Below are 26,467 nucleotides of genomic sequence, written 5' to 3'. Positions count from 1 at the left end.
GCCGTGCGAGCCCGCCTACAACTCGACCAGACCGATGCCGGGATCGCGCGGCTCGCGCGGGGTGAGCTCCTCGTCCGGGTAGCCGATCGCGATCGCGCCCAGCGGATTCCACTCCGCGCTCAGGCCTAGCACTTCGCGGGTGGTCTCCGGGGCGAAGATGGTCGAGCCGATCCAGCAGCTGCCCACGCCCTCGGTGGCCAGGGCGACCAGCAGGCCCTGCACCGCCGCGCCGACGGCCACGGTGAACATGGTGGATTCGGCGGCGCGGCGACGCTCGTCCGGATAGTCGTGCGCACCGTCGGGCAGGCAGAACGGAATGATCACCTCGGGTGCGTCGAACAGGATCCGCCCGCGCGCCACACGACGCTCCACACTGTCGGCACTGCGACCGTCGCCGTTGAGATCCTCGCGCCACCGGTCGGCCATCGTCTCCAGCAACCGCGCCCGCAACGCGCGATCGCGCACCCAGACGAATCGCACCGGCCGGGTGTGGTGCGGCGCGGGCGCGGTCAGCGCCATCGAGACCGCGGACCGGATCAGCTCGGGATCGACCGGGGTGTCGGCGAATCGGCGCACCGACCGACGCAACAGCAGCGCCTCGTGCCGCCCCCGCTCGATCGCCTCGGCGGTGCCGAGCCAGAACAGGTCGTCCTCGCCGCCGCGCACCAGATCCGCGGCGCGGGAGCCGTCGTCGTGCGGGTCGAGTCCGCGCACCACCGCGACCGGGACGCCGCCGAGTTTGCCCTTGGCCAGATCGGCGGCGGCGGCGAGTTCGTCGGCGACCGCGACCTGGGTGACCTGCAGCTCGTTACCCTGCCCGTCGACCGCGCCCGCGTAGTCGTGCAGCACCCGCAGTCCGGCCGCGCCGATCGCCGCATCGGTCTGGCCGTTGCGCCAGGCGCGGCCCATCGTGTCGGTGACGACCACGGCGACGTCCACGCCGAGCCGCTGGGCCAGCGCGCCGCGCAGGGCCGAGGCGCTGGCGTCGGGATCGCTGGGCAGCAATACCAATTCGCCCTGTTCGACATTGGAACCGTCCACGCCGGAGGCGGCCTGCACGATGCCGAGTTTGTTCTCAGTGATCAGGGTGCGGCCCTTCTGCGCCAGCACCCGCACCGCCTCCGAGCGGACCAGTTCCCGGCGGACCGCATCGCGTTCCTCGGGATCCTCCGGCGCGGCGACGATCCGCCCCTCCACCTTCGCGACGATCTTGCTGGTCACCACCAGCACGTCGCCGTCGGCGAGCCAGGGCGCCTGTGCCGCAATATGTTCGGCGAGATCGTCACCGGGGCGGAATTCCGGCAGTCCGGCCACGGGGATGATCCGCAGCTCACCGCCGGGCGCGTGATCACCGGCGTCCGCCAGCACCGGCACGCGCTGTGCCGACAACTCGTTCACGGCTTCACCCCCGCGATATCCAGTGCCTCGCGGGCCATTTCGGCGGTGGCGGCCGGATCGGTCATCAGCAGCGGGACACTGCGCACCTCCACGCCCGGAACGTCGGCGGTATCGGTGGAGTGGACCAGCCAGCCGTCCAGGATGCCGGTGTCCGAACGGGCGCCGAAATGCCTGCCGATGGCCTCGGCCGTGGTTTCCACACCCAATACCGCGAGGCATTCGTCGGCCATGCCGCGCAACGGCTTTCCATCGATCACCGGCGACAGGCCGACCACCTTGGCCGCGGTGGTGCGCAGCGCGCCGCGAATTCCGGGGACCGCGAGGATGGCGCCGATGCTCACCACGGGGTTCGAGGGGGCCAGCAGAACCGCATCGGCCCGCTCTATGATTTCGGTCACACCTGGCGCCGGAGCGGCTTGATCCGCCCCGATTGTGACGAATCCATGGGTGTCGACGTCCGCGCGATAGCGTACCCACCACTCTTGGAAATGAATCGCGCGACGTTCGCCAGAGTTGTCCGGCTCACTGATGACGACATGGGTTTCGCATCGATCGTCGGTCGCGGGAAGAAGTTTCACACCGGGTTGCCATCGGTTGCACAACGCCTCGGTGACCGCGGAGAGCGGGTATCCGGCACGCAACATTTCACTGCGAACCAGATGCGTCGCGATATCGCGATCTCCGAGCCCGAACCAATCGGGCTGGGCATGATATTTCGCCAACTCCTCCTTGGCGTGCCAGGTCTCCCCGACCCGACCCCAGCCGCGTTCGGTATCGATGCCGCCGCCCAGGGTATACATGCAGGTGTCCAGGTCCGGGCAGATGCGCAGACCGTGCATCCAGACGTCGTCGCCGACGTTCACAATCGCCGAGATATCGGCGTCCGGCAGTAGTTCACGCACGCCCTGCAGGAACCGTGCGCCGCCGACTCCGCCGACCAGAACGGCAACACTGGTTCGGGGACCGGCATGCTCGGCAGCGGGCGCGATGTCCGCTTGTTCTCCAGTCACATCCGCATAGCCTATGCGTTGTCTCGGCGGGCCCGACGAGGAGCATATTTGCTGGTCATTTGCTACTAGAGAGTCGCCGAGTAGCCTCGAACCCGGTCGCGGATAGTAACGGAATTGTGTCGGCAGCTTGACCACCGCGCAGTCCGGCGTGTCTAATCACAGGCATGTCATTCCGGGCATGCGCGAGAGCACAAGGCGCAGACCGCATTTCGAACGAATGTTCGAACGGGAATGACGAGCTCGGGGATGTCCGCGGGACAACGTCGCGGTGTTGGGCCGTCGGTGGGCAAATCGGGTCCGACGGATAAATCTTTCTGCGCTAACACACAGTGAGGAGGCGGAGCGATGGCCGAGGAGCTGGCCCCGTCGGGCATTCCGGGTGGTGTATCGCAAACCGATTCCACGGCAGGCGCAGTTCCAGGCGTCTGCACCGACCGCTGGATCGGCGAACGAGAGGGGGGAAGCATGGTGACCGGAATCGATTCCGACACACCGGCGCAGCCGGACGGTCACCCGCAGCAGGGCGGCCAGTGGGCACGCGCACAGCGCAAGCCCGAGCCGCCGCAGCTGAGTCTCATCGTCACCGACTTCGATGCGATGTTCGACACCATCGAGGAGCAGTGGCAGGAACGCGCCCTGTGCGCCCAGACCGATCCGGAGGCGTTCTTCCCCGAGAAGGGCGGCTCGACGCGCGAGGCGAAGCGGATCTGCATGGGCTGCGAGGTCCGGGACGAATGCCTGGAATACGCACTCGCCCATGACGAGCGTTTCGGTATCTGGGGCGGCCTGTCCGAACGCGAACGCCGCCGTCTCAAGCGCGGCATCGGCTAGGAGGCCGAGGGCGCTCGCCCTCGCCTCCGCATGTTCGACACAGCGGGCTCCGGCCCGCCTCTCGCCGCGGGGAGCCGCGGCGAGTTCACTCCTCCGGGTCGATGACGTCCGGTTCCACGCCGAGATAGGTCGCGATCTGCTGGACCAGGACCTCGCGTAGGAGATCGACCAGGTCGTCCGGGTCGTTGGCGCGAAGTTCGAGGGGCTTGCGGAAGATCACCACCCGGGCGCGGGTCGGCTCACCGCGCGAATCGACTCCCGCGGGAATCAGCCGGGACAGCGGCACCGCGCCGTCGGCCACGACCTCGTCCGGCCAGGTCACCGAATCCGGGTGCAGCGCACGGATTTTCGGCACATCATCGACCGCGATATCCAATTTGGTGAGCCGGTCGTGCCAGCGGCTGTCCAGCGGCGCGAAGGCCTCCAGCACGAGCCGGTCGAACTGCTGCCCGCGCGTGCGCCAGGCCGGAACCGTCGGCGGCAGCATCGGACCGCGCACCCCCCGCCCGCGACGGATCACCGACCGTGCCGTCGGCGGTCGCCGCTTCCGTGAACGCGTCATAACCACGAGATTAGTCACCCCTCCCGACACCGGGGCGAGGAGGTGAACGCGACAAACTGGTATGCGCCATTCGCGCGTGTCTCCTCGGCGTGGGGGCCTCGGGAGGGTTACTCTCCTTTGCGTGATTCCCATGCGTCGTTGCTGCCGGCCCGGCTGCAAGAACCCGGCCGTCGCGACGCTGACCTACGTCTACTCCGATTCGACGGCCGTCGTCGGCCCGCTGGCCACCGTCGCCGAACCGCATTCCTGGGACCTGTGCGAGACGCACGCCTCCCGGATCACCGCCCCCAAGGGCTGGGACATGGTCCGCCATGAGGGCGGCTTCTCCTCCAGCAGTCCCGACGACGATGATCTGACCGCGCTGGCCGAGGCCGTGCGCGAGGCCGGGATGCGCCGCCGCACAAGCGAACCCGAACAGCGCGGCTACTCCGCCGACTACCAGCCCGCCTCACAGCGCCCGGCTCGTCCGGCGCGCACCGGCCGTCGCGGGCACCTGCGCGTACTGCCCGACCCGCCGAACTGAGTGGGCGGATCCGGGACGGAATATGTTCCGGGGGTCAGGCCCTATTAGGGTGTCAACCATGTCAGCATCGCGCAGCGATTCGATCAGGGGTGGCGGTCGGGCGACGGGTGGGCCGGTCGCTCGGTCTGCCGAATCGGTTCAAGCAGTTGTCAAGGCCTACGACGTGCGGGGTGTGGTCGGAGAGCAGATCGACGAGGAATTCGTGCGCGACGTCGGCGGTGCCTTCGCCCGCCTGATGCGCGGGGAGCAGGCGACCCGGGTCGTCATCGGCCACGACATGCGCGACTCCTCCCCCACCCTGTCCGCCGCCTTCGCCGCCGGAGTCCTGGCGCAGGGCCTGGACGTGGTGCAGATCGGTCTGGCCTCCACCGACGAGCTGTATTTCGCCTCCGGACATCTGGGCTGCCCGGGCGCGATGTTCACCGCCAGTCACAACCCCGCGCGCTACAACGGCATCAAACTGTGCCGCGCCAACGCCCTGCCCGTCGGACAGGACACCGGACTGGCGACGATCGCGAGCGAGCTCGTCGAGGGCGTCCCGGCCCACGCCGGCGCACCGGGCACCGCCACCGAGGAGAGTCTGCTCGACGCCTACGCCGAATTCCTGCGCGGGCTGGTCGATCTCGGCGGCATCCGCCCGTTGAAGGTCGCGGTCGACGCGGGCAACGGCATGGGCGGTTACACCGTGCCGGCCGTACTGGGCGCGGTACCGGCGTTGACCATCGATCCGCTGTATTTCGAACTCGACGGCTCGTTCCCCAATCACGAGGCCAATCCGCTGGATCCGAAGAATCTGGTCGATCTGCAGCAGTTGGTCCGCACTTCGGGTGCGGATATCGGCCTGGCCTTCGACGGCGACGCCGATCGCTGCTTCGTGGTGGACGAGCGCGGCGAGCCGGTCTCGCCGTCGGCGATCACCGCGTTGGTGGCCGAACGCGAGTTGGCCAAGGAGCCGGGCGCGACCGTCATCCACAACCTGATCACCTCGCAGTCGGTGCCGAAGCTGGTCGCCGAACTGGGCGGTACCGCGGTGCGCACCCGGGTCGGGCATTCGTTCATCAAGCAGCAGATGGCCGCGACCGGAGCGATCTTCGGGGGCGAGCATTCCGCGCACTACTACTTCCGCGATTTCTGGGGTGCGGATTCGGGCATGCTCGCCGCCCTGCACGTGCTGGCCGCCCTCGGCGGCGGGGAGCGTCCGATGTCGGAGCTGGCGTCGTCCTATGCGACGTATGCGGCGTCGGGTGAGATCAATTCGACGGTGGCCGATGCCAAGGAGCGGACTATGGCCGTACTCACGGCATTCCAGGACCGGGCCGTCGCGGTGGACCGGCTGGACGGGGTGACCGTGCAACTGCCCGAGGAAGCGTGGTTCAATCTGCGCGCCTCCAATACCGAACCGCTGCTGCGCCTGAACGTCGAGGCCCGCTCGACCGAGCAAGTAGACGCACTCGTAACCGAGATCCTGAGCATCGTGCGCGGCTGACTGGAATAGTGGAATCACAGGGCGTGTATTCGCCCCCCGACTTTTCACTCCGTACGGACAGGTTCTCCCGGCCTGCTGACTCGATGAGGGGAGGTGGCAACGCCCGATGATCGCAGGGACACCGGTCCTGGACCTCGATGACGTCGCCTCACTGGAGGCTGCGGATTCCGGGGGGACGTTGCGTTCGGCAGCATCCGGCGGTGCGCAGGTGCGCGCGACCGCCGCGGCTGTCGGCGAAGGCGTACTGGCACGGCTGAGGGATATGCGCCCGCGCAGCCTCGTCATCGTCACCGGCGCGGGCCGCGCCGCGCGTGCGGCCGCACTGCTGGTGGCCTGCCTGGGCGATCGCGCCGCACTGCCGATCGTGCCCGTCACGTCGATCCCGCAGTGGGTCGGCCCGCTGGACGTCGTGCTCGTCGCCGGAGACGACGCGGGCGATCCGCGGGTGATCGGCGCGATCGATCGGGCACTGCACCGTGGCGCGGAGGTCGTCGTGGCCGCGCCCGATGAGGGCCCGCTGCGCACTGCCGCCGCCGGACGCGCGGCCATGCTGCCGCCGCGGGTGCCCGTACTGGACCACAACCGCCTGCTGCGTTATCTGGCCGTCGGCATCGCCGTTCTGCAGGCCATCGATCCGGCCCACATCGGCCCGCTCACACCGGATCTGGACGCGCTGGCCGACGCGCTGGACGCGGAGGCCCTGCGCGACGGACCCACCAACGAGGTCTTCCACAATCCGTCGAAGACGCTGGCCGCTCGGATGCAACAGCGCAGCGTCGTGCTCTCCGGTGATTCCCCCGCCGCCACCCAGGTGGCCGCGCACATCTCCGAGGTGCTGCTGTCGGCGGCCGGGCAGATCAGCACGGCCGCGGACCTGGCCCAGGTGGCGGGCGCACACGCCCTGATCTCCGCGGCCGCGGGTGCGGCGGCACCGGGCTTCGATCCGCTGTTCCACGACGAGCAGCTCGACGGCCCGGCTCCCGTACAACGGGTCGGCCTGTTCGTGGTGAGCGCGGATGCCGATCAGCTCGCCGCGCATCGTCGCCTGACCATCTTCGCGGCGGGATCCGGCCTGATCGACGCCGAACTGGTGAACGTGGACGCCGAACTGATCGCCGGACAGCCCGGCGAGCAGGGCCCGCGAGCCGTACAGCCCGGCGGTGAACTCGAGCAGCTCGCGGTACTCGCGCTGCGGCTCGAGACGGCCGCGGCGTATCTGCGTCTGCTCAGCGGTCCCGCGACGTCGGCCGATCGCTCTGCCCACTACGACGGGGGCCATTACTAGTGCACGAACTCGTTGGTGCGTTGCGTTCCTACGCCTGGGGCTCGCGCACCGTCCTGGCTGAGCTGTGCGGACGTCCGGTGCCATCTGCCCATCCCGAGGCCGAACTGTGGTTCGGCGCGCATCCGGCCGACCCGGCGCAGGTGCACATCGACGGCCGCACCGAATCGCTGCTCGAGTTCGTCGCGGCGGATCCGCAACGCCAATTGGGCGCGGTCGCACCGGAATTCGGCGGACGCCTGCCGTTCCTGCTGAAGATTCTCGCGGCCGAGGAGCCGCTGTCGCTGCAGGCGCATCCCAGCGCCGCTCAGGCCCGCGCCGGATTCGAGCAGGAGAATCTGCAACGGGTGCCGCTGGATTCGCCCATGCGCAACTACCGCGACGACAGCCACAAACCCGAATTGGTGGTGGCGCTGAACCGATTCGAGGCGCTGGCCGGATTCCGCGATCCGCACCGCACCGTCGCGCTGCTGACCGCGCTGGCCGTTCCCGAGCTGAAGCAGTACATCGAACTGCTTGCCGCACAACCGGATTCGTCGGGTCTGCGGACGGTGTTCACCACCTGGATCACCCTGCCGCAGGCCATGCTGGACACGCTGCTGCCCAAGGTGCTCGACGGCTGTGTGCACTATCTGGCCGAGGGCCACGACGAATTCACTCCCGAGGCGCGCACGATTCTCGAACTCGCCGAGGCGTATCCGGGCGATGCCGGCGTACTGGCCGCGCTGCTGATCAACCGGATCACCCTCGAACCCGGCCAGGGCCTGTTCCTGGCGGCGGGAAATCTGCACGCCTATCTGAACGGGGTCGGCGTGGAGATCATGGCCAACTCCGACAACGTGCTGCGCGGCGGGCTCACGCCCAAACACGTCGACGTGCCCGAACTGCTGCGGGTGCTGGACTTCGAACCGCTCGCCCTGCCCATCGTGACCGCGGAACCGGTCGGCGATTGTTCGTTCCGATACCGCACGCCCGCAACCGAATTCGCGCTGCGTCGCTTCGAACTCGAGGCCGGGGCCGAGCCGACGCCGATTCCGCGCACCGGACCGGGGATCATCCTGTGCACGGCCGGGACGGTGCGACTGCTGCAGGGCGGCGGCGACGATCTGGTGATCACCCCGGGCGGTGCGGCCTGGATCTCCGCGGCGGACACCGATATCCGTGCGCAGGCGGTCGACGGAGCGGCACAGCTGTTCTGCGCCTGCGTGGGGGGCGAGTAGTACACCGGAGATCGGATGTCGGGACGTTCCGGTAGGGTTTGCGGACAAATCGGACACAGAGTGAGCAGGGCTACGAAAGGGCAAGGACGACAGGTATGTCTGCGAGTGGCGGTAAGAAGGCGATCTTCGCGGCACTCAGCGCGAACGCGGGCATCGCTGTCGCCAAATTCGTCGGTGCGCTGATCACCGGCTCCGGATCGATGCTGGCCGAGGCGGTGCATTCGCTGGCCGACACCGGAAATCAGGGATTGCTGCTGATCGGGCAGAAGCGCGCCGAGCAGGAGGCCGATGAGCTGCATCCGTTCGGCTACGGGCGCAATCGCTACTTCTACTCGTTCGTCGTGGCGCTGGTGCTGTTCACGCTCGGCTCGATGTACGCGATCTATGAGGGCATCCACAAGATCCAGCATCCGGAGGAGCTGACCTCGCCGATCGTGGCGGTCGTCATCCTGGCCATCGCCGCGGGGCTGGAGGGCTACAGTTTCGCCACGGCCATGAAGGAGTCCGCGGCGTTGCGCGGCGGCGTCGGCTGGTGGCGGTTCATCCGCAACTCCCGCAATCCGGAACTTCCGGTGGTGCTGCTCGAGGACAGCGGGGCGCTGATCGGCCTGCTGATCGCGCTGGTCGCGGTCGTGCTGACCATGCTCACCGATAATCCGGTGTGGGACGGCATCGGCACCCTCGGCATCGGAATCCTGCTGGGCGTCATCGCCGTCGTGCTGATCGTGGAGATGAAGAGCCTGCTCATCGGCGAGGGCGCGACCCCCGAACAGATCCGCGCGATCCGCGAGAACCTCGTCGACGGCGCCCACATCGATCGCGTCATCCACCTGCGCACCGAATACCTGGGCCCCGAGGAGCTCTTGATCGCCGCCAAGGTCGCGATCGTGCCCGGCCTGGAGATCGGCGATATCGCCACCGCCATCGACGCCGCCGAGGAACGGGTTCGCACCGCGGTCCCCATCGCCCGCCTCATGTACATCGAACCCGACCTCTACCGCACCCAGCCCGCGTAGCGCCCGTCCGCGCGGACGATCCGCGGCGGCAGGTCCGGCGATACGGATTCGGCCCGCCCGGAAACGAATTCGGATCCTGCGGACGAACCGCTCGACATGGATGATGCATCGACAACGCGTGGATTGATGCGGCCGCACTCATCGCGTCGGGCCGCGCGGCATCGTGGTGGTCTCTGTCTGCGGTGGAAACCTCGATCGCGGCATAGCCATTCGGTTCACACGGCCCGTGCCCGCGGGCAGAGAACCGCAGAGGACAACCTGCCGGGGCGTGCAACCGAAATCCGTCGCCGGTCGTTCACCCCGGGATCGGTGCGGCTCCGGCGGCGAGAGCAAGTGGGTCGGTGCGGATGCCGAAGCGGGTGCGCAGGGCGTGGGATGCGGCGTGCAGACCGGACATGCCGTGCACGCCCGGTCCGGGCGGGGTGGATGCCGAGCAGAGGTAGACGCCGGGCAGCGCGGTGGAGTAGGGGTTCCAGCGGGGGGTGGGGCGTAACAGGGTCTGGCGCAAGGTCATCGCGCCCGCCGAGATGTCTCCGCCGACGTAGTTCGCGTCGTACGACGGCATCTGCGCGGCGGTACGGACGTGCTGCGCCAGGATCAGATCGCGGAAACCCGGTGCGAAACGCTCGATCTGGGCGATCACCTCGGCGCTGACGTCGCGCGCGGAACCATTGGGCACGTGCGCGTAGGCGTAGAGGGTGTGATTGCCCTGCGGCGCACGGGAATCGTCGACTACTCCGGGCTGGATGACCAGTACGTACGGCCGATCGGCATGACGCCCGGCGGCGACCTCGCGCTCGACCGCGAGCGCCTCGGCCCGCGTGCCCACCAGATGTAGCGTCCCGGCCAGCGCGCAGTCGCGCATCTGCCACGGCACCGGTCCCGACAGCGCGAAATCCACCTTGCAGGCCGCACCGCCGTAGCGGACCCGGGAGAGTTGGGCGGCGTACCGCGCGGGCAGGCGATCACCGCCCAGCCGCAGCAGTTCCGCGGGCGCGGTGTCGAGCAGAATCGCATTCGCGCCGTGCAATTCGTCGAGCGAATCGACGCGGTGACCGGTCGTGATGCGGCCGCCCGCCCCTTCGAGTCCGGCAGCCAGCGCGTCGACGATGGTTTGGCTGCCGCCCCGCGGAATCACCCATCCGTCGACGTGCGCGAGCGTGCCCAGCAGCAGTGCGACGCCCGCGGCGGAGAATGCGCGCGGCGGAACGATGGCGTGCGTGGCCACTCCGGTGAACAGCGCGGCGGCGGCATCCTGCCGAAAACGCAAGTTCCACAATGGCGATGCCTGTTCCAGCAGCCTTCTGCCGAAGCGCACACCGGTGATCGCGTCCAGCGGCGGATGGCGGGTGTCGGACATCGCCAGGGCGACGAGTTCGCGCCAGTTGCGCACCAGCGGCCCGAACAGCCTCCCCCACGACGCACCGTCGCGGCCCAGCCCGGCCACCGTGCGATCCAGATCACGCCAGGCCAGACCTGCCGTTCCGCCGTCGAGCGGGTGGGCGTAGGAGATCTCGGGGGCGAGCAGCTCGACCCCCTGCGCGGCCAGGTCGAAGGCGCGGAAGAACGGGGAGGCCACCGCCATCGGATGCGCGCCCGCGCACCCGTCGTGCCGGAAACCGGGCAGGGTCGCCTCGCCGGTGCGGCAGCCGCCGCCGAGCGTGTCCGCCGCCTCGAACACCTGCACGTCAAGTCCCGCACGGGCGCAGATCACCGCCGCGGCAAGACCATTGGGCCCGGATCCGACAACGGCGACGTCCATGATCACCATGGTAGGTGCGAGATGCTCAGCGTTGTGTCCAGTGGGTCACGAGAAGGGCGAGGCGCTGGTCACGAAAGTCCGGCCGCAGCCTGCTGTGCTGTTCCAGCGTCGCCAGCCCGTGCAACGCCGCCCAGCCGACCTCGGTGAAGGTCTCCACGTCGTGTTCACCGGCGAAGGGTGCGAATACCGCCGCCAGTTCGGCGAACGCGTCCTGCAGCGCCTGCGGCGCGCCCTCGCCGAAGGTGAGATCCACCTTCTGCACGAACATCGCGTCGTACAGGGCGGGACTGTCCCGCGCGAAGTCCAGATAACCGCTCGCGACGGCGGTCAGGGCCTGTTCCGGGGTCCGCGCCGCCGTGCGCAACTCCCGGGATCGAACCGCCATCTCGGCGCACCCCTGTTCGGCGACCGCGGCCACGATCGCGTCGCGCCCGCTGAAATGGCTGTACAGCACGGGCTGGCTGTATTCGATCGCCTCGGCCAGCCGTCGCACGGTCACCGCATCCCAGCCCTGCGTCTCGGCGATCTCCCGCGCGGTATCGATGATCAGCTGATGCCGCTCGGCCCGCTGCCGTTCGCGTCGCGTCTGGGTGCTCATGGACAAATTCTAGCATCGCTAGACAATGTAGCCATGTGCAATCATGCTCAATGCACCGCAGCCGGACTCGGCACCGCGGCCGGGCAACGTCACCGCAGACGTTGCCCGAGCCGCGACCCGGACATGAATTCCTAGACGTCCGTGGAGAATCGGATTCCGCCGTCGGGCAGCTCGACGCCGGGCCAGATGCGGGCGCCGCGCAGGAGTTCGCAGCGAGCGCCGACACTCGCGCCGTCGCCGATCACGGCGTCACGGACCAGGGCGCGCGGCCCGATGCGGGCGCCGAAGCCGATGATCGAACGTTCCACTGTCGCACCGGCTTCCACGCGTGCGCCGTCGAACAGCACAGCGCCGTCCAGGCGCGCACCCGCGCCGACCTCCGCGCCGCGTCCGACTACCGTGCCGCCGATCAGCAGCGCACCGGGGGCCACACCGGCCCCGGGATGCACCAGCGATTCACCGCGCTGGCCGGGCAGGGCGGGCGAGGGTGCGATACCGCGCACCAGATCCGCCGAACCACGCACGAAATCCTCGGGCGTGCCCATATCGCGCCAGTACGAGACGTCCACGTGGCCCTGGATGTGCGCACCCTCGGCCAGCAAGGACGGGAACACCTCACGCTCCACCGACACCGGACGCCCGGTCGGGATCTTCTCGATGTACTCGCGGCGGAACACGTAGCAACCGGCGTTGATCTGATCGGTCGGCGGATCCTGGGTCTTCTCCAGGAATGCGGTGACCCGGCCCGACTCGTCGGTGGGCACACAGCCGAAGGCCCGCGGATCGCCCACCCGTTCCAGATGCAGTGTCACATCGGCCTGGGTCGCGACATGCGTGTCGAGTATCGCGCCCAGATCCGCACCGCCGAGCACATCGCCGTTGAAGACCAGCACGGTGTCCCCGCGCAGTCTGGGCAGCACGTTGCGGATGCCGCCACCGGTGCCCAGCGGCTCGGTCTCGGTGACGTACTCCAGGTCGAGCCCGAGTTCGGCGCCGTCCCCGAAATGCTCCTCGAACACCTCGGCCTTGAACGAGGTGCCCAGCACCACGTGCGTGATACCCGCGTCGGCGATCCTGGCCAGCAGATGATGCAGGAAAGGCAGACCCGCGACGGGCAACATCGGTTTGGGCGCGGAGAGCGTCAGCGGGCGCAGCCGGGTGCCCTGGCCGCCGACCAGGATCACCGCATCGGCCGTCGCGGCGGGCTCGGGCCCGGCGCTGCCGCCGTTCGACACAGCGTTGTCCGCCATCAATCTCCCCTTGTCAGGTTCGGTCCACGCGCGCGTGGGTGAAAGTCGTCGCGCTAACGCTGTGCGTCACGTTCGCGCAGCGCAGATCGAACCGCAAGCCTGCAGCGAATCGCAAGTCCCGCCTTGAGCGCCCACCGCAACGGTGCCTGCCACCAGTGCGGATGCCGATCGGCCTGGAAACGATACGCCGACGCGTGATGGGCGGGCAGCATCGTTTCGGGATTGCGTCCGGCCGCATGGCCCTTGGCGTGCGTGACCTCCGCGGACGGCACGAACACATTGTGCCAGCCCGCGCGTCCCATCCGGTCGCCGAAATCGACGTCCTCCATGTACATGAAGTACCGGGAATCGAAGCCGTCGATGCTGTCGAACGCGGCGCGGCGCACCAGCAGGCAGGAGCCCGAGAGCCAGCCCACGGTGCGTTCGGCGATCTGCTCGTTGTCCTGACGATAACGCTGTGTCCAGGGATTGCCCGGCCAGATGCTGCCCAGGACGGCATGCCCGGCGCCATCGAGCACTCCGGGCACCGAGCGCGCGGACGGGTACACGCTGCCGTCGGGTTCGCGCACCATCGGGCCGATCGCCCCGGCGCGCGGCCAGCGTTGGGCTGCCTCGAGCAGAGTGTCGATCGAATCGGTACCCCAGCGGATGTCCGGATTGGCGATCAGGATGTACTCGATCTCCGGATCGATCTCCGCCACGGCCCGGTTGATCGCGCCGCCGTATCCGATGTTGCCGCCGGTCCGCAGCAGCCGCACATGTTCGTTCGCATCGGCCGCGAGTTCGGGAGTCCCGTCGTCCGAACCGTTGTCGGCCAGGATGACCTGCGGTTTCTCAGCGGTGGCGGTGGTCAGGGTACTGATGAAGTGCTCGAGGTGCTCGCCGGGCGAATAGGTCACGGTGACCACGACCAGACGGGGCCGAGGGATCGTCTCACCGTCGTGCCGTTCTACTGCATCCGAAGAGTTCACCGGTGCAGCCTACTGGTCCGGCCGGGCCAGCGCGTCGGCGAGTGCGAGCCGCCAATCACGCAGCGGAGTCAGCCCCGACTCGGTCCAGGCACGGTTGGACAACACCGAATATGCCGGGCGCGGTGTGGAACTCGGATATTCCGCACTGCTGCACGGACGCACCCGTTCCGGATCCGCGCCTACCCCGGCGAAGACCGCGCGAGCCAATTCGAACCAGCTGGACTGTCCGGCGTTGGTGGCGTGCAGGATCGGCGCGATGCCGTGCCCACCGGCCGCGGCAGAACGAACCAGCTCGAGCAGGCCCGCGGCCAGGTCCGGAGCGAAGGTGGGTGAACCGATCTGGTCGTTCACGACCGAGACAGTCTCGCGTTCGCGTTCCAGCCGACGCATTGTCGCGACGAAATCGCGCTGCTCACCGGTGTACACCCAGGCCGTGCGCACGATGTGCGCATCGGGCGCCGAGCGCAGCACAGCCTGTTCGCCGGCCAGTTTGGAGCGGCCGTACACGGTTGTGGGCCCGGTCGGGTCGCCGGGTTCGTAAGGGCGGGTTCCGGTCCCGTCGAAGACGTAGTCGGTGGAGATGTGAATCAGTGTGGCGCCCAGCGCGGTACACGCCGCCGCCAGCACCGCCGGGCCGGTCTCGTTGCGGGCGAACGCGCCCTCGACATCGGATTCGGCGGCGTCGACCGCCGTGTAGGCGGCGCAGTTGAGCACCACGTCACCGGGTTCGAGGGCGGCGCGCACTTCCGTGGCGTCGGTGATGTCGAGATCCTCGCGGCGCAACGCCACGACATCGGGAGCCTGGGCGCGCACGGCTCGGCCGAGTTGTCCACCCGCGCCGGTCACCACTACACGCCTGGAAATTTCTGGGCACACGCGGGCCAGTCTGGCACGCCACGCCCGTCGCGCCTCAGGTGTGCCCGCGACTGTGTTGGCTAGCCTCGAATCACGGGGTCGATGCGTGAAAAATTTCTTCAGGGCGTGGCCGAAAGGATCAGAGCATTGCCGCAGAAGCTGTCTTACGCCCGCCCAGCTCGATCGCCTCGCGCCCATCCGGGCCGGGTACTGGTCGCGGCGCTCGCCGCCCTGGTCTTCATCGTCACCGGTTTCGGCTGGCACAGCATCGACGGACTGATCTCCGGCATCGAGCGGATCGGCGATCTGGGCCTCGGCGGCGGCAGTGACGGGGCCACCGACATTCTCATGGTCGGCATCGACAGCCGCACCGACGCGCACGGAAATCCGCTCAGCAAGACCGAACGGGCGATGCTGCACGCCGGGGACGAGGTCGGCACCAACACCGACACGATCATCCTGATCCGCATACCCAACAACGGCCGCTCGGCCACGGCGATCTCGATACCGCGTGACTCCTACGTGAACATTCCCGGCATCGGCATGGGCAAGATCAATTCAGCGTACGGGTCGACCAAGGAGCTGGCCCGGCAGAAGCTCGCCGCGAAGGGCGTCTCGGATGCCGAGGCGGACAAGGAGTCCACCAAGGCCGGGCGCGAGGCGCTGATCAAGACGGTGGCCGGTCTGACCGGTATCACCGTCGACCACTACGCCGAGGTGGGGCTGCTGGGGTTCGTCCTGCTCACCGATGCCGTGGGCGGGGTGCAGGTCTGTCTGAACAACGCGGTCGACGAACCGATGTCGGGTGCGGACTTCTCGGCGGGTGTCCAGCGGCTCAACGGCGCGCAGGCGCTGAGTTTCGTGCGTCAGCGGCACGATCTGCCGCGCGGGGATCTGGACCGGATCGTGCGTCAGCAGGCGTACATGGCCTCGCTGGTACATCAGGCGCTCAGTGCGAAGATCCTGGCCAATCCGTCGAAGCTGGACGCGCTCAGCAAGGCGATGGGCCGCACGATCGTGCTGGACGACAAGTGGGACGTGCTGGATTTCCTGAAGCAGTTGCAGGATCTCTCCGGCGGGCAGGTGCGCTTCGAGACGATCCCGGTGGCCGATCTCAACGGCACCACCGACAACGGCGAATCGGTGGTGCGGGTGGATTCGTCCGCGGTCCATACCTATGTCGCGTCGCTGGTCGGCCGATCCGGCTCGGGCGGCGTCACCCCCTCGCAGGTGACCGCGGACGTGTACAACGCCAGCGACACCTCCGGATTGGCCGGACAGGTGGCACAGGCATTGGCGGGCAAGGGATTCCGCACCGGAACGGTGGACAACTGGTCGGGCGCTCCGGTGTCGACGAGCCGGGTGCTGGCGGCCAGCACCTCCGACCCCAAGGCCGAGGCGGTGGCCAAGGCGCTGGGCGGGCTGCCGGTGCGGGCCGTTCCGGGGACGCCGGAGGGGGCCGTTCGGGTGGTGCTGGCCGGTGACTACTCTGGTCCGGGCTCGGCGGCGGGCGAACTGTTCGACATGTCGGGAAGTTCGAGCTCGAGCTCGAGCACCGCGACTCCGGTCCCGCCCGCGGCTCCCATCGACGCAGGGCAGAACGGACCGAAATGCGTGAACTGAACCAGACTCTCACTGATGCGCTCCTGGAGCCGATCCTCGCCCGGGACCCTGCCGGACCGCGGATCACCTACTACGACGACGCCACCGGCGCTCGCATCGAACTGTCCGCCCTCACCCTGGCCAACTGGGCGGCCAAGACCGCCAACCTGATCCGCGACGAATTCGGTCTCACCCCCGGCGCGCGGGTCGCGGTGCTGCTGCCCGCGCACTGGCAGACCGCCGCGGTGCTGCTGGGCTGCTGGTGGGCCGGTGCGGAGGTGGTGCTGCGGCCCGACGACGACGCCGAACTCGCGCTGGCCACCGCGCAGCGGCTCGACGAGGTAGACCACATCGCCGAGGTGGCGGCGCTCTCGCTGGACGCGATGGGCGGGCCGGTGCGTGATCTGCCGCTGGGCGTCACCGATTTCGCGACGTCCGTGCGGGCGCACGGCGATCAGTTCCACCCGCGTGGCGCGGGCGTCGCGCTGGCGGGCACATCCGTCGCCGACGTTCTGGCGGAATCTCGTAAATCCGCTGTGCGGCAAGGGTTCTCGGAGCAGGATCGGGTTCTGTCCGAAACACCCTGGGGCACCTCCGACGAGGTGATCGACGGTCTGCTCGCGGTGTACGCGGCGGGCGCGTCGCTGGTACAGGTCGACAATGCCGATCCGGCGAAACGTGAGCACCGGGTCAGCACCGAGCACGTCACCCGCACGCGGTCCTGATCGGTTGCAGGACGCACCCCGTTCGTGGATCCGCACACGGTTCGAAGGCTGTCGTCGGCGTGTCCGCGAGTAGCGGGTGCGGCTGGGACAGAAGTGTGTACGTCCTGGTATCGCGCTCGTAGCATCGGACGTGGCAGTCCTACCGCGGTAGGGGTTCGAGTCCGACCGTAGGACGTTTCCGCGGACTGTACGCGTACGTACCGTGGATGCCGAATGGACGAAACGACGATTGGGGGTAGCGATGAGGCCGCTGTACTGGATGCGGTGGATGTCGGTGCAAGGTGCGCCGCGGCTGGCACTGAAGGCGTACGCCCGGCGTGGCGATCCACTCGCGCAGCTGTTCGGCGACCCCGCGACGACTCATGATCCGTACCCGCTGCTCGAGTCGATACGGGCGCGCGGACGCCTGGTCGGCGGGCCGTTCGCCCGGATGACCGTCGAACACGATCTGTGCCGGAGCATCCTGCGCGACAATGCGATGGGTGTGCGCGCGGCGGAGAGCTTCGACATCCCCCGCCCGCTGCGCGGACTGACCACGCTGGCCCCGCTCCCGCCGAATCCGATGGAACCGCCGTCCATGCTGGTCATCGATCCGCCCGAGCACACCCGGATGCGTCGGTCGGTCTCGGCGGCGTTCACCCCGCGGGCGATCGGCAGGCTGCACGCGCGCGTCGAATCGGTCACCGAGGAGCTGCTGGACGCCTTGCCCGCGAACGGTTCGGCCGATCTGGTGGCCGATTTCGCCGCGCAGGTGCCGATCGCGATCATCTCCGAGATGCTCGGCTTCCCGCACAGCGCGAAGGATCGCTTCCTCGGCTGGGGCGATGCGATCAGCCCGCTGCTGGACATCGGCATCCCGTGGCCCTCCTATCGCAGCGCCGTGGCAGCCATCGCCGAGATGGACGCATACGCCGACGAGCACCTCGCGAAGTTGCGCCGCTCCCCCGGCGAGGACATTCTGTCCAGCCTGATCACCGCGGGCGAACTCGACGACAACGATCTGAAGGCCACCGCGAGCCTGTTGATGGGCGCCGGTTTCGAAACCACGGTCAACCTGATCGGCAATGCCATCGTGCAACTGCTCGACCATCCCGACCAGCTCGCGAAACTGCGCGAGGATCCGGAGCTGTGGCCCAACGCCGTCGAAGAGGTGCTGCGTTTCGACGCGCCCGTACAGAACACCGGGCGGGTCGCGCTGCGCGAGGTGGAGTACGAGGGCATCCGGATGCCCAAGGGCACGACCATCGTGTTGTCACTGGCCGGCGCCAATCGCGATCCGAAGGTCTTCGCCGCGCCGGACCGTTTCGATATCACCCGCGACAACGCCAAGGATCACCTGACGTTCTCCTCGGGCATCCACGCCTGTCTCGGCGCCAGCCTGGCCAGGATGGAGGCCGTGCACGCCCTGCGCGCACTGTTCGACCGCTTCCCCGACCTGCAACTCGACGGCCTACCACAGCGCCGACCGCTGTTCACCCTGCACGGCTACAGCCATATGCGAGCGAACCTGGGCCGTCGCCACGCCGAACACACGACCCCGGTCTGACAGACCGCCAGGTCGTTCGCCGCGGCTCAGCTGAAGCCGACGACCTGGTCACCCCAGGCGGTGAAGAGGTTGTGGTCCGGATCGTCGACGATGCGGTCCGCGATGTCGATGACCAGTGTGGCGCGGGTGGACTCGCGGTACGGCGGCCAGTGCTTGGATCCGTCCAGTGCCGCGGGAACACCGTGCTCGGCGAATGCCAGCCAGCGCCGCATCATCCGGCCCGAGACCTCCATAGCCGCCTTGCGACCGCCGAGCCAGAACGTCGGGTCGTGATTGAGAGTGCCGAAATTGCCGAAGACGTACGGCAATTCGGTGGCATGTCCGGCGCCGACCCGCGCCGCGCGCAACATCGGGGTGGCCTGGTCGAACCGGTACATCCAGGTGCGGGTGTGCCGGGAGTGCGCATCGGCGACCCAATGCGCGGGCATCCGGAACGCGGCGTCGGTGGACATCGCCAGCGCGCCACGGGGTTTGCTCAGATCCGGATAGGCCGAGGTGATCTCGGCGATCCGCTCGGGCGACATCTCCGGGTGATCGGCGGCGACGCCCTTGAGCATGGCGTTCACCGCATCCGGGGTGACCGGCATGATCGGCGAGCGGAAGAGCCGGAACAGCGACGACTCGTCCCGGTTGGTGCCGATCATCAGGGGCACGCGGTGAGAACGCCCCTGCTGGAAGCGGTCGGTCGGATAGGTGGGTAGCAGATCGCCGTCCACCACGGGCGCCGCGGCCAACCGGCCCGGGGATTGCAGCGGCACCTCGTCCAGCAGGATCCCGGCCGCCGCCACAATCCGATCGATCGGGCAGTCGAGCAGCTCCTTGGCCCGTTGCCGGGGCAGGTCCATGAGTTCCAGGAATCGGCTGGCCACGCCCGTAGCTCGTTCAGGCCCGAAAACCGTTGTGGCGGGCGGACTCTGCGCGATGGCCCGATGAAACAGCCCGGCCGCCGGCGGCGAGGTGAGCAGGGCTGTCACACATCCCGCACCCGACGATTCGCCGAACAGCGTCACATTGCCGGGATCGCCGCCGAATGCGGCGATATTGTCGCGCACCCACTCCAGTGCGGCGATCTGATCGTGCAGGCCCAGATTCGGCACGAAGTCGTGCCCGAGTGAGGAAAGGTCCAGGAAACCCAGCGCACCCAGCCGATAGTTGACCCCGACCACGACGACGCCACCGGTCTCGGCGAGTTTGCGACCGTCGTAGATGCTCTGGGCAGCGGTGCCGAGGCAGTACGCACCGCCGTGCAGCCAGACCATCACCGGACGCGGCTCCGAGCGCGACCCGGCGGGAGCCCATACGTTCACCCACAGACAGTCCTCGCCCATCCGCAGACCGGAATCCACCGGGACCATGGTGCCCATCGTCTGCGGGGCGATCTCGCCGAACTCCGTGCAGTCACGTTCCCCGTCCCACGGGACGGGCGGCTGCGGGCGGCTGAACCGCTCGGGCCCGGCCGGGGCCGCCGCATACGGAATACTCCGCCAGACGTGCACCGATCCGTCGTGGAATCCGCGCACCGCGCCCGCGGCGGTGCGGGCGACGGGCTCGGGGCCCCGGGTATCCACACCGGGAGCCTCCTGGAAGAATTGAGTACTCATCCCCGTGCCTCGCTCTGGCTCGACTCCGGTACGACAACCGCGGCTGCGCTTAGAACTCGCTCGCTCATGCGGCACCTCCTCAACTCTCTGTTAAGAGAGTACGTCCGAGATCATGTCCGACGGCGAAGCCCGAGCCCTCGCACGTCAGCCGCGATCGATATGACCGAGATCGCGACCGGGATCGATCCGGTCGCGGACGCGCTGTTTGAGCAGCGCGATGTCGGGGAAACCGCCGTCGGACCGGCGTTCCCAGATCTGCTCTCCGTCGAGTGTGATGCGGAAGACACCCCCGTCCCCCGGGATCAGCGCCACCTCCGACAGTTCGGTGGTGAAAGTACTCAACAGCTCCTGCGCCATCCAACCTGCTCGCAGCAGCCAGCGGCATTGGGTGCAGTACTCGATCGCGACTCGTGGCATACCCGCACCCTAACGTCGGCGGCGGAGCTGCCCTCGAAAAAACTGGTAGCAACTCCTCCGCTTCCTTGGCGCATCTGTAGTGGGAACGGTATGGGCGTCCCCGTAACCGGGCAACATCTCGAGAAAGAAGCACCCGAATCGTTATATCTCGACATCTCCGTCCAAATAACGCCATGTGCCGTCGACCCTGGCAAACCTGCTGCACTCGTGCAGCGACCCCCGCTCGCCCGCACTGCGGTAGTGCGCGCGAAATTCCACGACACCGGTGTCGTCGAACGGCCCGCCCGCCTCTGTGCGCAGAATCTCCAGGAACATCCAGCGCTGCCCCGGATCCAGTTCGAGCCGACGCGGCCGGGTCCGGGGATGCCAGGACGCGAGCAGATATGCGGTGTCGCCGACCGCGAACGCGGTGTACCGCGACCGCATGAGCGTCTCCGCAGTGGGTGCGGGCCGGGTGCCGTCCAAGCGCGGCCCGCAGCACTGCTCGAACGATTCACCACTACGGCAGGGACACCGATCGGCGCCGGCCGGAGATTCGCTGTGCATCGTTCGATTATCGGATCCGGGCGGCCCGAGTACGGACCGCCCGGTCACCGACCGGGGTGCGTCGCCGGATCATCGGCTCCGCACCCGTCGGGTTCACAGCATGCTGAGCAGATTGATGACACTCGCCAGCGCAGCGCTGGCATTGGCCACCAGAGACGAACCGGTGTTGAGCAGGTTGAGCGTCCCCATATCCATGATGCAGCTCTCTTCCATCGAGATAGATGAAACCTGACCGTGTACAACCGCATTCACGCCGCAAACCGAGCAGCAAGCACACAGTACTGGTCATAGTTCATTCGCATCACCGAAATCCCCATGTTGATAGCGATATTGGGGCGCAAATCACCGAATTGATAGACAATACGGGCCATTACGACCGGCCGGTATGCGGTTGCTTGCTCGTAGCCACATCGTCGGATTCGGACGATGCCGCCAATTCGTCGGAGAGCCGGGCGGTTTCGTCGAACCAGCGACGCAGCTCGACCACGGTCGGGGCCAGCTCGTAATCCTGGTGATGCCCCACCCGGGAGAGCGTCGCCCACAGCGCCGAGATCCGGGCCGAGGTCTCCTGACCGACATAGGAATCCAACGCCAGCAGCTGAGCTCGCATACTGCACCGCGCCAGCGGCGGCGCCACGACCAGCCACAGCCGATCGATGGACTGCTCGAGCGCCAGGCGCAGAATCCACACCGTCGCCCGCGACCACAGCCCGCCCGCATCGGTCACCGTGCCGCGCAGCAACTCGTCCGCCGCGGCGAGGCGCTGCGCGACCGTCGGCGGCTGCGATTCCTCCGCTACGGATTCAGCCATTTGACGAATTTCCTGGTCCCGCTGATCAATTCGCGTGTCCCTCGATCGATCCGGATATGCGCTCCAGCGGCAGCGTCCCGCAGCACCGCCCGGGCCCACGCCGCGTCGCGATCGAGCAGCTCGTTCAGATCATCCACCCGGTCCGGATCGCCGAAGACGGCCAGCGACACCTTCTCCCAGGTGGTGCGCGCGGCGTCCACCCGACGCTGCACCTCGCGGTGATCGATGCCCTCGGCCAGCAGCGTCCGCCGAGACCGGGCCAGAGCGGCGGCCTCGATGGCCGAGCGGCAGCAGGTCACCACCAGTTCGGCGGCGATGGCACGCGGCAGCTGTTTGGTGCGCACCAGGGCGTTGGCGTCGCTGAGATAGCGCCGCACCGGATCCTCCGCGACGCGCACCTCAACCGCGGACCGCTCCCGACGCTGCACATCCAGAACCGTTGCGTCCAGCCGCAATCGGCGCACCGCCTCGGCCAGGCGCTCGTCGTGGGTGAACACCACGACCTGACGTCCGCTGCGCGCGGCCGCGGCGAGCACCCGGGCCAGACCGTCCACCTTGGCCGGATCCATCGCCTGCACGGGGTCATCGATGACGACGAAGCCGAACGGACTCTCCGGCACCGTCGCGCGCGGCAGGAACAGTGCCAGGCCCAGGGCATGCAACTCGCCCTGGCTCATCACACCGAGCGCATTGCTCCCGGCGTCGTCGACGGTGACGTCCAGCAGGACCTTGCGACTGGCTCCGGCGTTGCCCTGCAATCGGATCACGCCGAGGTCCACATTGCTCTGCTGCCGCAACCCGCGCCAGATACCGCGGGCGTGCTCGGCCAGCGGGGCCATCCGCTCCTCGCGCAGTCCGGCGGCGGCCGATTTGAGCCAGTCCTCGGCCCGCCGGACGGTGTGCAGCTCGGATTCCGCGGCCGCGACCGCCCGCGCACCCTGCAGCCACGCGGCGATGCGCGGAACCAGTGGCACCCAGACCGCGTCGAGCCGATCCAATTCCTTACGGGCCGAGCCGCGCAGCGCCGCCAGCAGCCGCGCGAGATCCGCGTGGGCGGCTCGCAACCGCTCCGGAAACTCCGCGTCCGGTTCCGCCTGCGCCAGCGTCGCCCACACCGCCCAGGCCCGCCGCGCCGGTCCGGTGTCCACGTTGGGCGCCTGCGGCGGAGGCGGATCCAGTTCGGCGGGTACCGGCGACACCAAGGCGCGAGCATGGTTCGCCGCCGCTAGGAGACTGTCGCGGGCCGCGGTGACCGCGGCGGCGCGCTCGGTCAGCCGGGCGATCTGGGTATCGGTCTCGTGCAGCCATCGCGCGTCGAGCGCGCCCGCACCGCACACCGGGCACGCGCACGCACCCGAGGCCGCGACGTGCGCTCGGGCGCGGGTGAGCAGATCCAGCACACGCAATTCCGCCTCGGTATCGCCGGTGGTCAGCTCGCTCAGACGCCGCGCACACGCCTCGACCGTCGCGGCGGCCTCGTCTACCGACCCCGCATCCGGCAGTCGCAGTCGCAACATCGCCTGCAACGCGGCGGTACCGGCCGGATCGCGCCGGGCGCCCGACACCTCCCCGCCGATGGCCGCCAGATCCGGATCCGCGGCCCGTAGCAACCGCGCGACCCGAGCCGCACGATCATCGGCGACGGCCTCGAGGGCCGTGCGCAGCTCGTTGCGTTCGTCGCGGGATTGTCTTGCCGCACGCTCCAATTCGAGGCGGCGAACGCGGGTTCGCTCCTGTGCCGCGGTGAGATCGTCCAGGCCCAGCAGCCGGTGCAGTGCGTCGAACAGATCGCTGGGACGGCCGTCGACCAGAGCGCCGAGTTCGCTGTACGACAGGAACGGCCGGTACAGCTCGAGTGCGCGGGCCCAGCGCTCGATGCGAAATTCGGTGGGATCGGCGGCTTTTCGCGACTGTGTCCAATTACCGCCGGTGAGATCGGCTCCCTCGGGCCACTCCCTCGCGATCGTCAACGCGCCGTCCGGTCCCGCCGCGGTGAGTTCCACCTCGACCCGGGATGTCTTGCCGTCGTGGAGGTTTCGCCAACCTTCACGCCAGACCGATGCTCGGCCCGCCCAGCGTCGGGTGTCACCGGTCAGAGCCAGTTCGGCGGCCTCGGCGAAACTGGACTTACCGGACCCGTTGCGCCCCACCACGAGCGTGAGCCCCGGGCCGGGCTCCAGGCGCAGCGACGCCTCGGGACCGATACCACGGAAGCCACGAACTCGGATGGCGCGCAAGAAGATTCCGTTCATGCCCAGATCGGGCGACCGGTCGGGTTCGGCGTCCAGCGCGGCCAGTACCGCACTCGACACCTCCGGGGTGATCGTCGGGTCGGCATCCAGCCGGTGCAGCACCAGATCGGACAGGCGTTGCGCCACGCCGGTGGACACGTCCCCCAACTGCCACTCCCTCCGCAAACGCGGTAGTGCGTTCGAACTACCGACGTTCGGACTACCGATATGCTGACGCTACCGGATGCGCCGCGCGCCCGCGTATGCCGGAGGCCGCGAACCGTCCCGGACGGGGTGCTTATGGCCATCGAGCGGTGATCCGCCCGATGTCCACCCCTCGGCCGTCCCCGGCCGGGCAGTTCTACGGGTCTCACCCGGATTCGGGTGGTTCGGATCAACCGAACAGAACAGAATGACAGAGTTCGATTCCCGGCACAAGAGCACATGAAGTTTCAATTCTTCACCGCCCCAGCGCTATTGGCCTCGCAAACACACCGCGAACCCGCCCTTCGACCCGTCGAGCGGTTTCCTGTCGGTGGGGTGAGGTAGAAATCCGATCAACCGAAGGAACGGGGGACGGCAGTGCCGACGACACCAGTGGGAACCGAATCGATGACATGGACCGCACAGCAGGTCACCGCGCTGGCGCCCGATGCCGCCTCGCTCGCCGCCGCGCGAAAACTGCACGGGCGGTGGGGTTCTACCGGATGCTGCGACACCGCGCTGTGGGGGCTGTGCAAGGGCAGCGGCGCCAAGCCGTACCAGACGATCGTGGACCTGTCCGGCCCCGCCTACAAATGTTCGTGCCCGAGCCGGAAATTCCCCTGTAAGCACGCATTGTCGCTCCTGCTGACCTGGTCCGACGGCATGGTGCCCGAGGCCGCCGCACCCGCCGAATACGCCGCGGAATGGCTCGGCACCCGCGCGCAGCGGGAGACCAGATCCGTTGCCGCACAGCAGAAGACACCCTCCGCGGCCGCCGCGGCGCAGCGCCGCGATCGGGTCGCGGCCGGGCTGGCGGATCTGGACGTGTGGCTGTGCGATCAGGTGCGTACCGGCCTGGCCCAGGCGGACCGCTCGTTCGACTCCTTCGAATCGGTGGCCGCCCGGATGGTCGACGCACAGGCTTCCGGCGTGGCATCGGCGCTGCGGCAACTTCCACGCAATGTCGTCGGCAGGGAGGACTGGCCGACGATACTGCTGCGTGAATACGCCCGGCTGCATCTGCTCGCGACGGCACATCGCCGTCTCGACGATCTCGAACCCGCGCTGGCGGCGAGTGTGCGCACCCACATCGGTTATCCGGTCACCGCGGAGTCGGTCCGCGACGAGCCCGCCGTCCGCGATCAGTGGATGGTGCTGGGCCTGCGCATCACCGAGGAGGAGCGTCTGTACGCCCGCCGAGTCTGGGCGCGCGGGCGCACCAGCGGGCGATGGGCGCTGATCCTCGACCACTCGTTCGGCACTCCGGCCTTCCCCGCGGAAATGCCGGTGCCGGGCTCGATGGTGGAGGCCGAACTGCACTTCTACCCGAGTGCCGCGCCGCTGCGTGCGCTGTGGGGCGAACGGCACGGTGTACCGGAACCGCTCCCCCGGTCGTTCGCCACCGCACCGGAGGTCTCCGGCGCGCAGCCGGGCGGTATCGCCGCCGCGCTGACAACTCACGCCCGCGCACTCGGCGCGGACCCCTGGCTGCGATCGTGGCCGGTGCTGCTGGCCGATGTCGTTCCGGTGGTGTCCGGTGACGCCTGGTCCGTGGTGGACCGGGAGGGTTCCGCACTGCCGCTGGCGCGGCCGGCCCGGCAGCCCTGGCAGCTGATGAGCCTGTCGGGCGGACATCCGGTGACTGTCGTCGGCGAGTGGACCGCCGACGGGCTCGTTCCGGTGTCGGCGTGGGCGGGCGGTGAGATGGCCGCCATCGACGCGGAGGCGATCGGCGGATCCCGGGCGCAGGCCGACGAACTTGCCTCGGTCGCACTGTTGGGCACGGCACGGCGCGGATTCGATCCGGCCACGCTGCCCGAACCGGTGGCCGAGGCGGCCGGGCGGCTGCACGGGGATCCGGCACTGATTCTGCTCGAGGCCGCCGCGCTGCGGGACGTCTTCGCCCGCGGCGCGGTCCTGCCCGGCACGGGTGAGCCGCCCGAACCCGCCGCCGCCGATCAGCGCCCGGTCCTGCCCGCCCCGGCCGCCGCTCGCCTGGTCCGCCTGTTGAGCGAGGGGT

23 protein-coding genes are annotated in these 26,467 nt (G+C 68.7%); 10 read left to right on the top strand and 13 right to left on the bottom strand.

What is annotated here, in order from left to right; all coding sequences use genetic code 11:
- Positions 1-15 precede the first annotated feature (15 nt).
- Positions 16-1,398 carry a coenzyme F420-0:L-glutamate ligase gene (locus tag NM2_RS30475; RefSeq protein ID WP_439956941.1) on the bottom strand — a complete coding sequence of 461 codons (1,383 nt, stop codon included), beginning with the start codon at positions 1,396-1,398 and terminating at the stop codon, positions 16-18.
- Complete coding sequence (gene cofD, locus NM2_RS30470; RefSeq protein WP_439956940.1) at positions 1,395-2,408, bottom strand: 2-phospho-L-lactate transferase; 1,014 nt, start codon at positions 2,406-2,408, stop codon at positions 1,395-1,397. Before cofD ends, NM2_RS30475 begins: the two co-directional genes overlap by 4 nt.
- Positions 2,409-3,005: 597 nt before the next feature.
- Here cofD and NM2_RS30465 point away from each other — a divergent pair.
- Positions 3,006-3,239 carry a WhiB family transcriptional regulator gene (locus NM2_RS30465; RefSeq protein WP_040827503.1) on the top strand — a complete coding sequence of 78 codons (234 nt, stop codon included), beginning with the start codon at positions 3,006-3,008 and terminating at the stop codon, positions 3,237-3,239.
- Positions 3,240-3,324: 85 nt separating this feature from the next.
- Here NM2_RS30465 and NM2_RS30460 read toward each other — a convergent pair whose 3' ends face one another.
- A complete protein-coding gene (locus tag NM2_RS30460) occupies positions 3,325-3,801 on the bottom strand; it encodes a metallopeptidase family protein (protein WP_169816261.1) in 477 nt (158 codons plus the stop codon).
- 130 nt (positions 3,802-3,931) lie between these two features.
- On the opposite strand from NM2_RS30460, the gene NM2_RS30455 reads away from it, so the two are divergent.
- The 5 genes from NM2_RS30455 (at position 3,932) to NM2_RS30435 (ending at position 9,328) form a co-directional block, all read left to right on the top strand.
- Entirely contained in the window at positions 3,932-4,324 is a 393-nt protein-coding gene (locus NM2_RS30455) for a DUF3499 domain-containing protein (protein WP_067675932.1), read from the top strand.
- A 58-nt stretch (positions 4,325-4,382) separates the two neighbouring features.
- Complete coding sequence (locus tag NM2_RS30450) at positions 4,383-5,810, top strand: phosphomannomutase/phosphoglucomutase (protein WP_067675930.1); 1,428 nt, start codon at positions 4,383-4,385, stop codon at positions 5,808-5,810.
- A gap of 106 nt (positions 5,811-5,916) precedes the next feature.
- A complete protein-coding gene (locus NM2_RS30445; protein WP_067675927.1) occupies positions 5,917-7,095 on the top strand; it encodes a tobH protein in 1,179 nt (392 codons plus the stop codon).
- Positions 7,095-8,312: a mannose-6-phosphate isomerase, class I gene (manA, locus tag NM2_RS30440; protein WP_067675923.1), complete on the top strand. Its 1,218-nt coding sequence runs from the start codon at positions 7,095-7,097 to the stop codon at positions 8,310-8,312. The genes NM2_RS30445 and manA overlap by 1 nt, the downstream gene beginning before the upstream one ends.
- Before the next feature lie 95 nt (positions 8,313-8,407).
- Positions 8,408-9,328 (top strand): cation diffusion facilitator family transporter, encoded by a 921-nt coding sequence (locus tag NM2_RS30435; protein WP_067675921.1) that lies wholly within the window; start codon positions 8,408-8,410, stop codon positions 9,326-9,328.
- 295 nt (positions 9,329-9,623) lie between these two features.
- Here NM2_RS30435 and NM2_RS30430 read toward each other — a convergent pair whose 3' ends face one another.
- From NM2_RS30430 to rfbD, 5 genes are all read right to left on the bottom strand, one after another.
- Positions 9,624-11,090: a phytoene desaturase family protein gene (locus tag NM2_RS30430; RefSeq protein ID WP_218026021.1), complete on the bottom strand. Its 1,467-nt coding sequence runs from the start codon at positions 11,088-11,090 to the stop codon at positions 9,624-9,626.
- Positions 11,091-11,115: 25 nt separating this feature from the next.
- Positions 11,116-11,688 carry a TetR/AcrR family transcriptional regulator gene (locus tag NM2_RS30425; RefSeq protein WP_067675915.1) on the bottom strand — a complete coding sequence of 191 codons (573 nt, stop codon included), beginning with the start codon at positions 11,686-11,688 and terminating at the stop codon, positions 11,116-11,118.
- A 131-nt stretch (positions 11,689-11,819) separates the two neighbouring features.
- Positions 11,820-12,938, bottom strand: a complete 1,119-nt coding sequence (gene manB, locus NM2_RS30420; protein WP_067675912.1) for a mannose-1-phosphate guanylyltransferase — start codon at positions 12,936-12,938, stop codon at positions 11,820-11,822.
- A gap of 53 nt (positions 12,939-12,991) precedes the next feature.
- A complete protein-coding gene (locus NM2_RS30415; protein WP_281182547.1) occupies positions 12,992-13,909 on the bottom strand; it encodes a glycosyltransferase family 2 protein in 918 nt (305 codons plus the stop codon).
- A gap of 9 nt (positions 13,910-13,918) precedes the next feature.
- Positions 13,919-14,755, bottom strand: a complete 837-nt coding sequence (gene rfbD, locus NM2_RS30410) for a dTDP-4-dehydrorhamnose reductase (protein WP_245718286.1) — start codon at positions 14,753-14,755, stop codon at positions 13,919-13,921.
- Positions 14,756-14,866: 111 nt separating this feature from the next.
- Here rfbD and NM2_RS30405 point away from each other — a divergent pair, with 111 nt between their 5' ends.
- The 3 genes from NM2_RS30405 (at position 14,867) to NM2_RS30395 (ending at position 18,637) form a co-directional block, all read left to right on the top strand.
- Positions 14,867-16,387 carry an LCP family protein gene (locus NM2_RS30405; protein ID WP_084531721.1) on the top strand — a complete coding sequence of 507 codons (1,521 nt, stop codon included), beginning with the start codon at positions 14,867-14,869 and terminating at the stop codon, positions 16,385-16,387.
- Positions 16,375-17,091: a TIGR03089 family protein gene (locus NM2_RS30400; RefSeq protein WP_067675909.1), complete on the top strand. Its 717-nt coding sequence runs from the start codon at positions 16,375-16,377 to the stop codon at positions 17,089-17,091. The genes NM2_RS30405 and NM2_RS30400 overlap by 13 nt, the downstream gene beginning before the upstream one ends.
- Before the next feature lie 241 nt (positions 17,092-17,332).
- Positions 17,333-18,637, top strand: a complete 1,305-nt coding sequence (locus NM2_RS30395) for a cytochrome P450 (RefSeq protein WP_067675906.1) — start codon at positions 17,333-17,335, stop codon at positions 18,635-18,637.
- A gap of 26 nt (positions 18,638-18,663) precedes the next feature.
- On the opposite strand, the gene NM2_RS30390 is transcribed toward NM2_RS30395, so the two are convergent.
- From NM2_RS30390 to NM2_RS30370, 5 genes are all read right to left on the bottom strand, one after another.
- A complete protein-coding gene (locus NM2_RS30390) occupies positions 18,664-20,238 on the bottom strand; it encodes a carboxylesterase/lipase family protein (protein ID WP_084531720.1) in 1,575 nt (524 codons plus the stop codon).
- Between the two features lie 144 nt (positions 20,239-20,382).
- Entirely contained in the window at positions 20,383-20,655 is a 273-nt protein-coding gene (locus tag NM2_RS30385) for an Rdx family protein (protein ID WP_067675903.1), read from the bottom strand.
- 141 nt (positions 20,656-20,796) lie between these two features.
- Positions 20,797-21,201 carry a YchJ family protein gene (locus NM2_RS30380; protein ID WP_067675900.1) on the bottom strand — a complete coding sequence of 135 codons (405 nt, stop codon included), beginning with the start codon at positions 21,199-21,201 and terminating at the stop codon, positions 20,797-20,799.
- A gap of 370 nt (positions 21,202-21,571) precedes the next feature.
- Entirely contained in the window at positions 21,572-22,012 is a 441-nt protein-coding gene (locus tag NM2_RS30375) for a hypothetical protein (protein ID WP_067675897.1), read from the bottom strand.
- Positions 21,997-24,402 carry an AAA family ATPase gene (locus tag NM2_RS30370; RefSeq protein ID WP_245718288.1) on the bottom strand — a complete coding sequence of 802 codons (2,406 nt, stop codon included), beginning with the start codon at positions 24,400-24,402 and terminating at the stop codon, positions 21,997-21,999. Before NM2_RS30370 ends, NM2_RS30375 begins: the two co-directional genes overlap by 16 nt.
- A gap of 453 nt (positions 24,403-24,855) precedes the next feature.
- On the opposite strand from NM2_RS30370, the gene NM2_RS30365 reads away from it, so the two are divergent.
- The coding region (locus NM2_RS30365; protein ID WP_169816260.1) for an SWIM zinc finger family protein at positions 24,856-26,467 on the top strand (1,612 nt) is incomplete at its 3' end.

The organism is Nocardia miyunensis NBRC 108239 (genome assembly GCF_001613065.1).
Lineage (GTDB): Bacteria > Actinomycetota > Actinomycetes > Mycobacteriales > Mycobacteriaceae > Nocardia > Nocardia miyunensis.
Note: the sequence above shows the minus strand (reverse complement) of the source record. Positions and strands in the feature narration are given on the sequence as shown.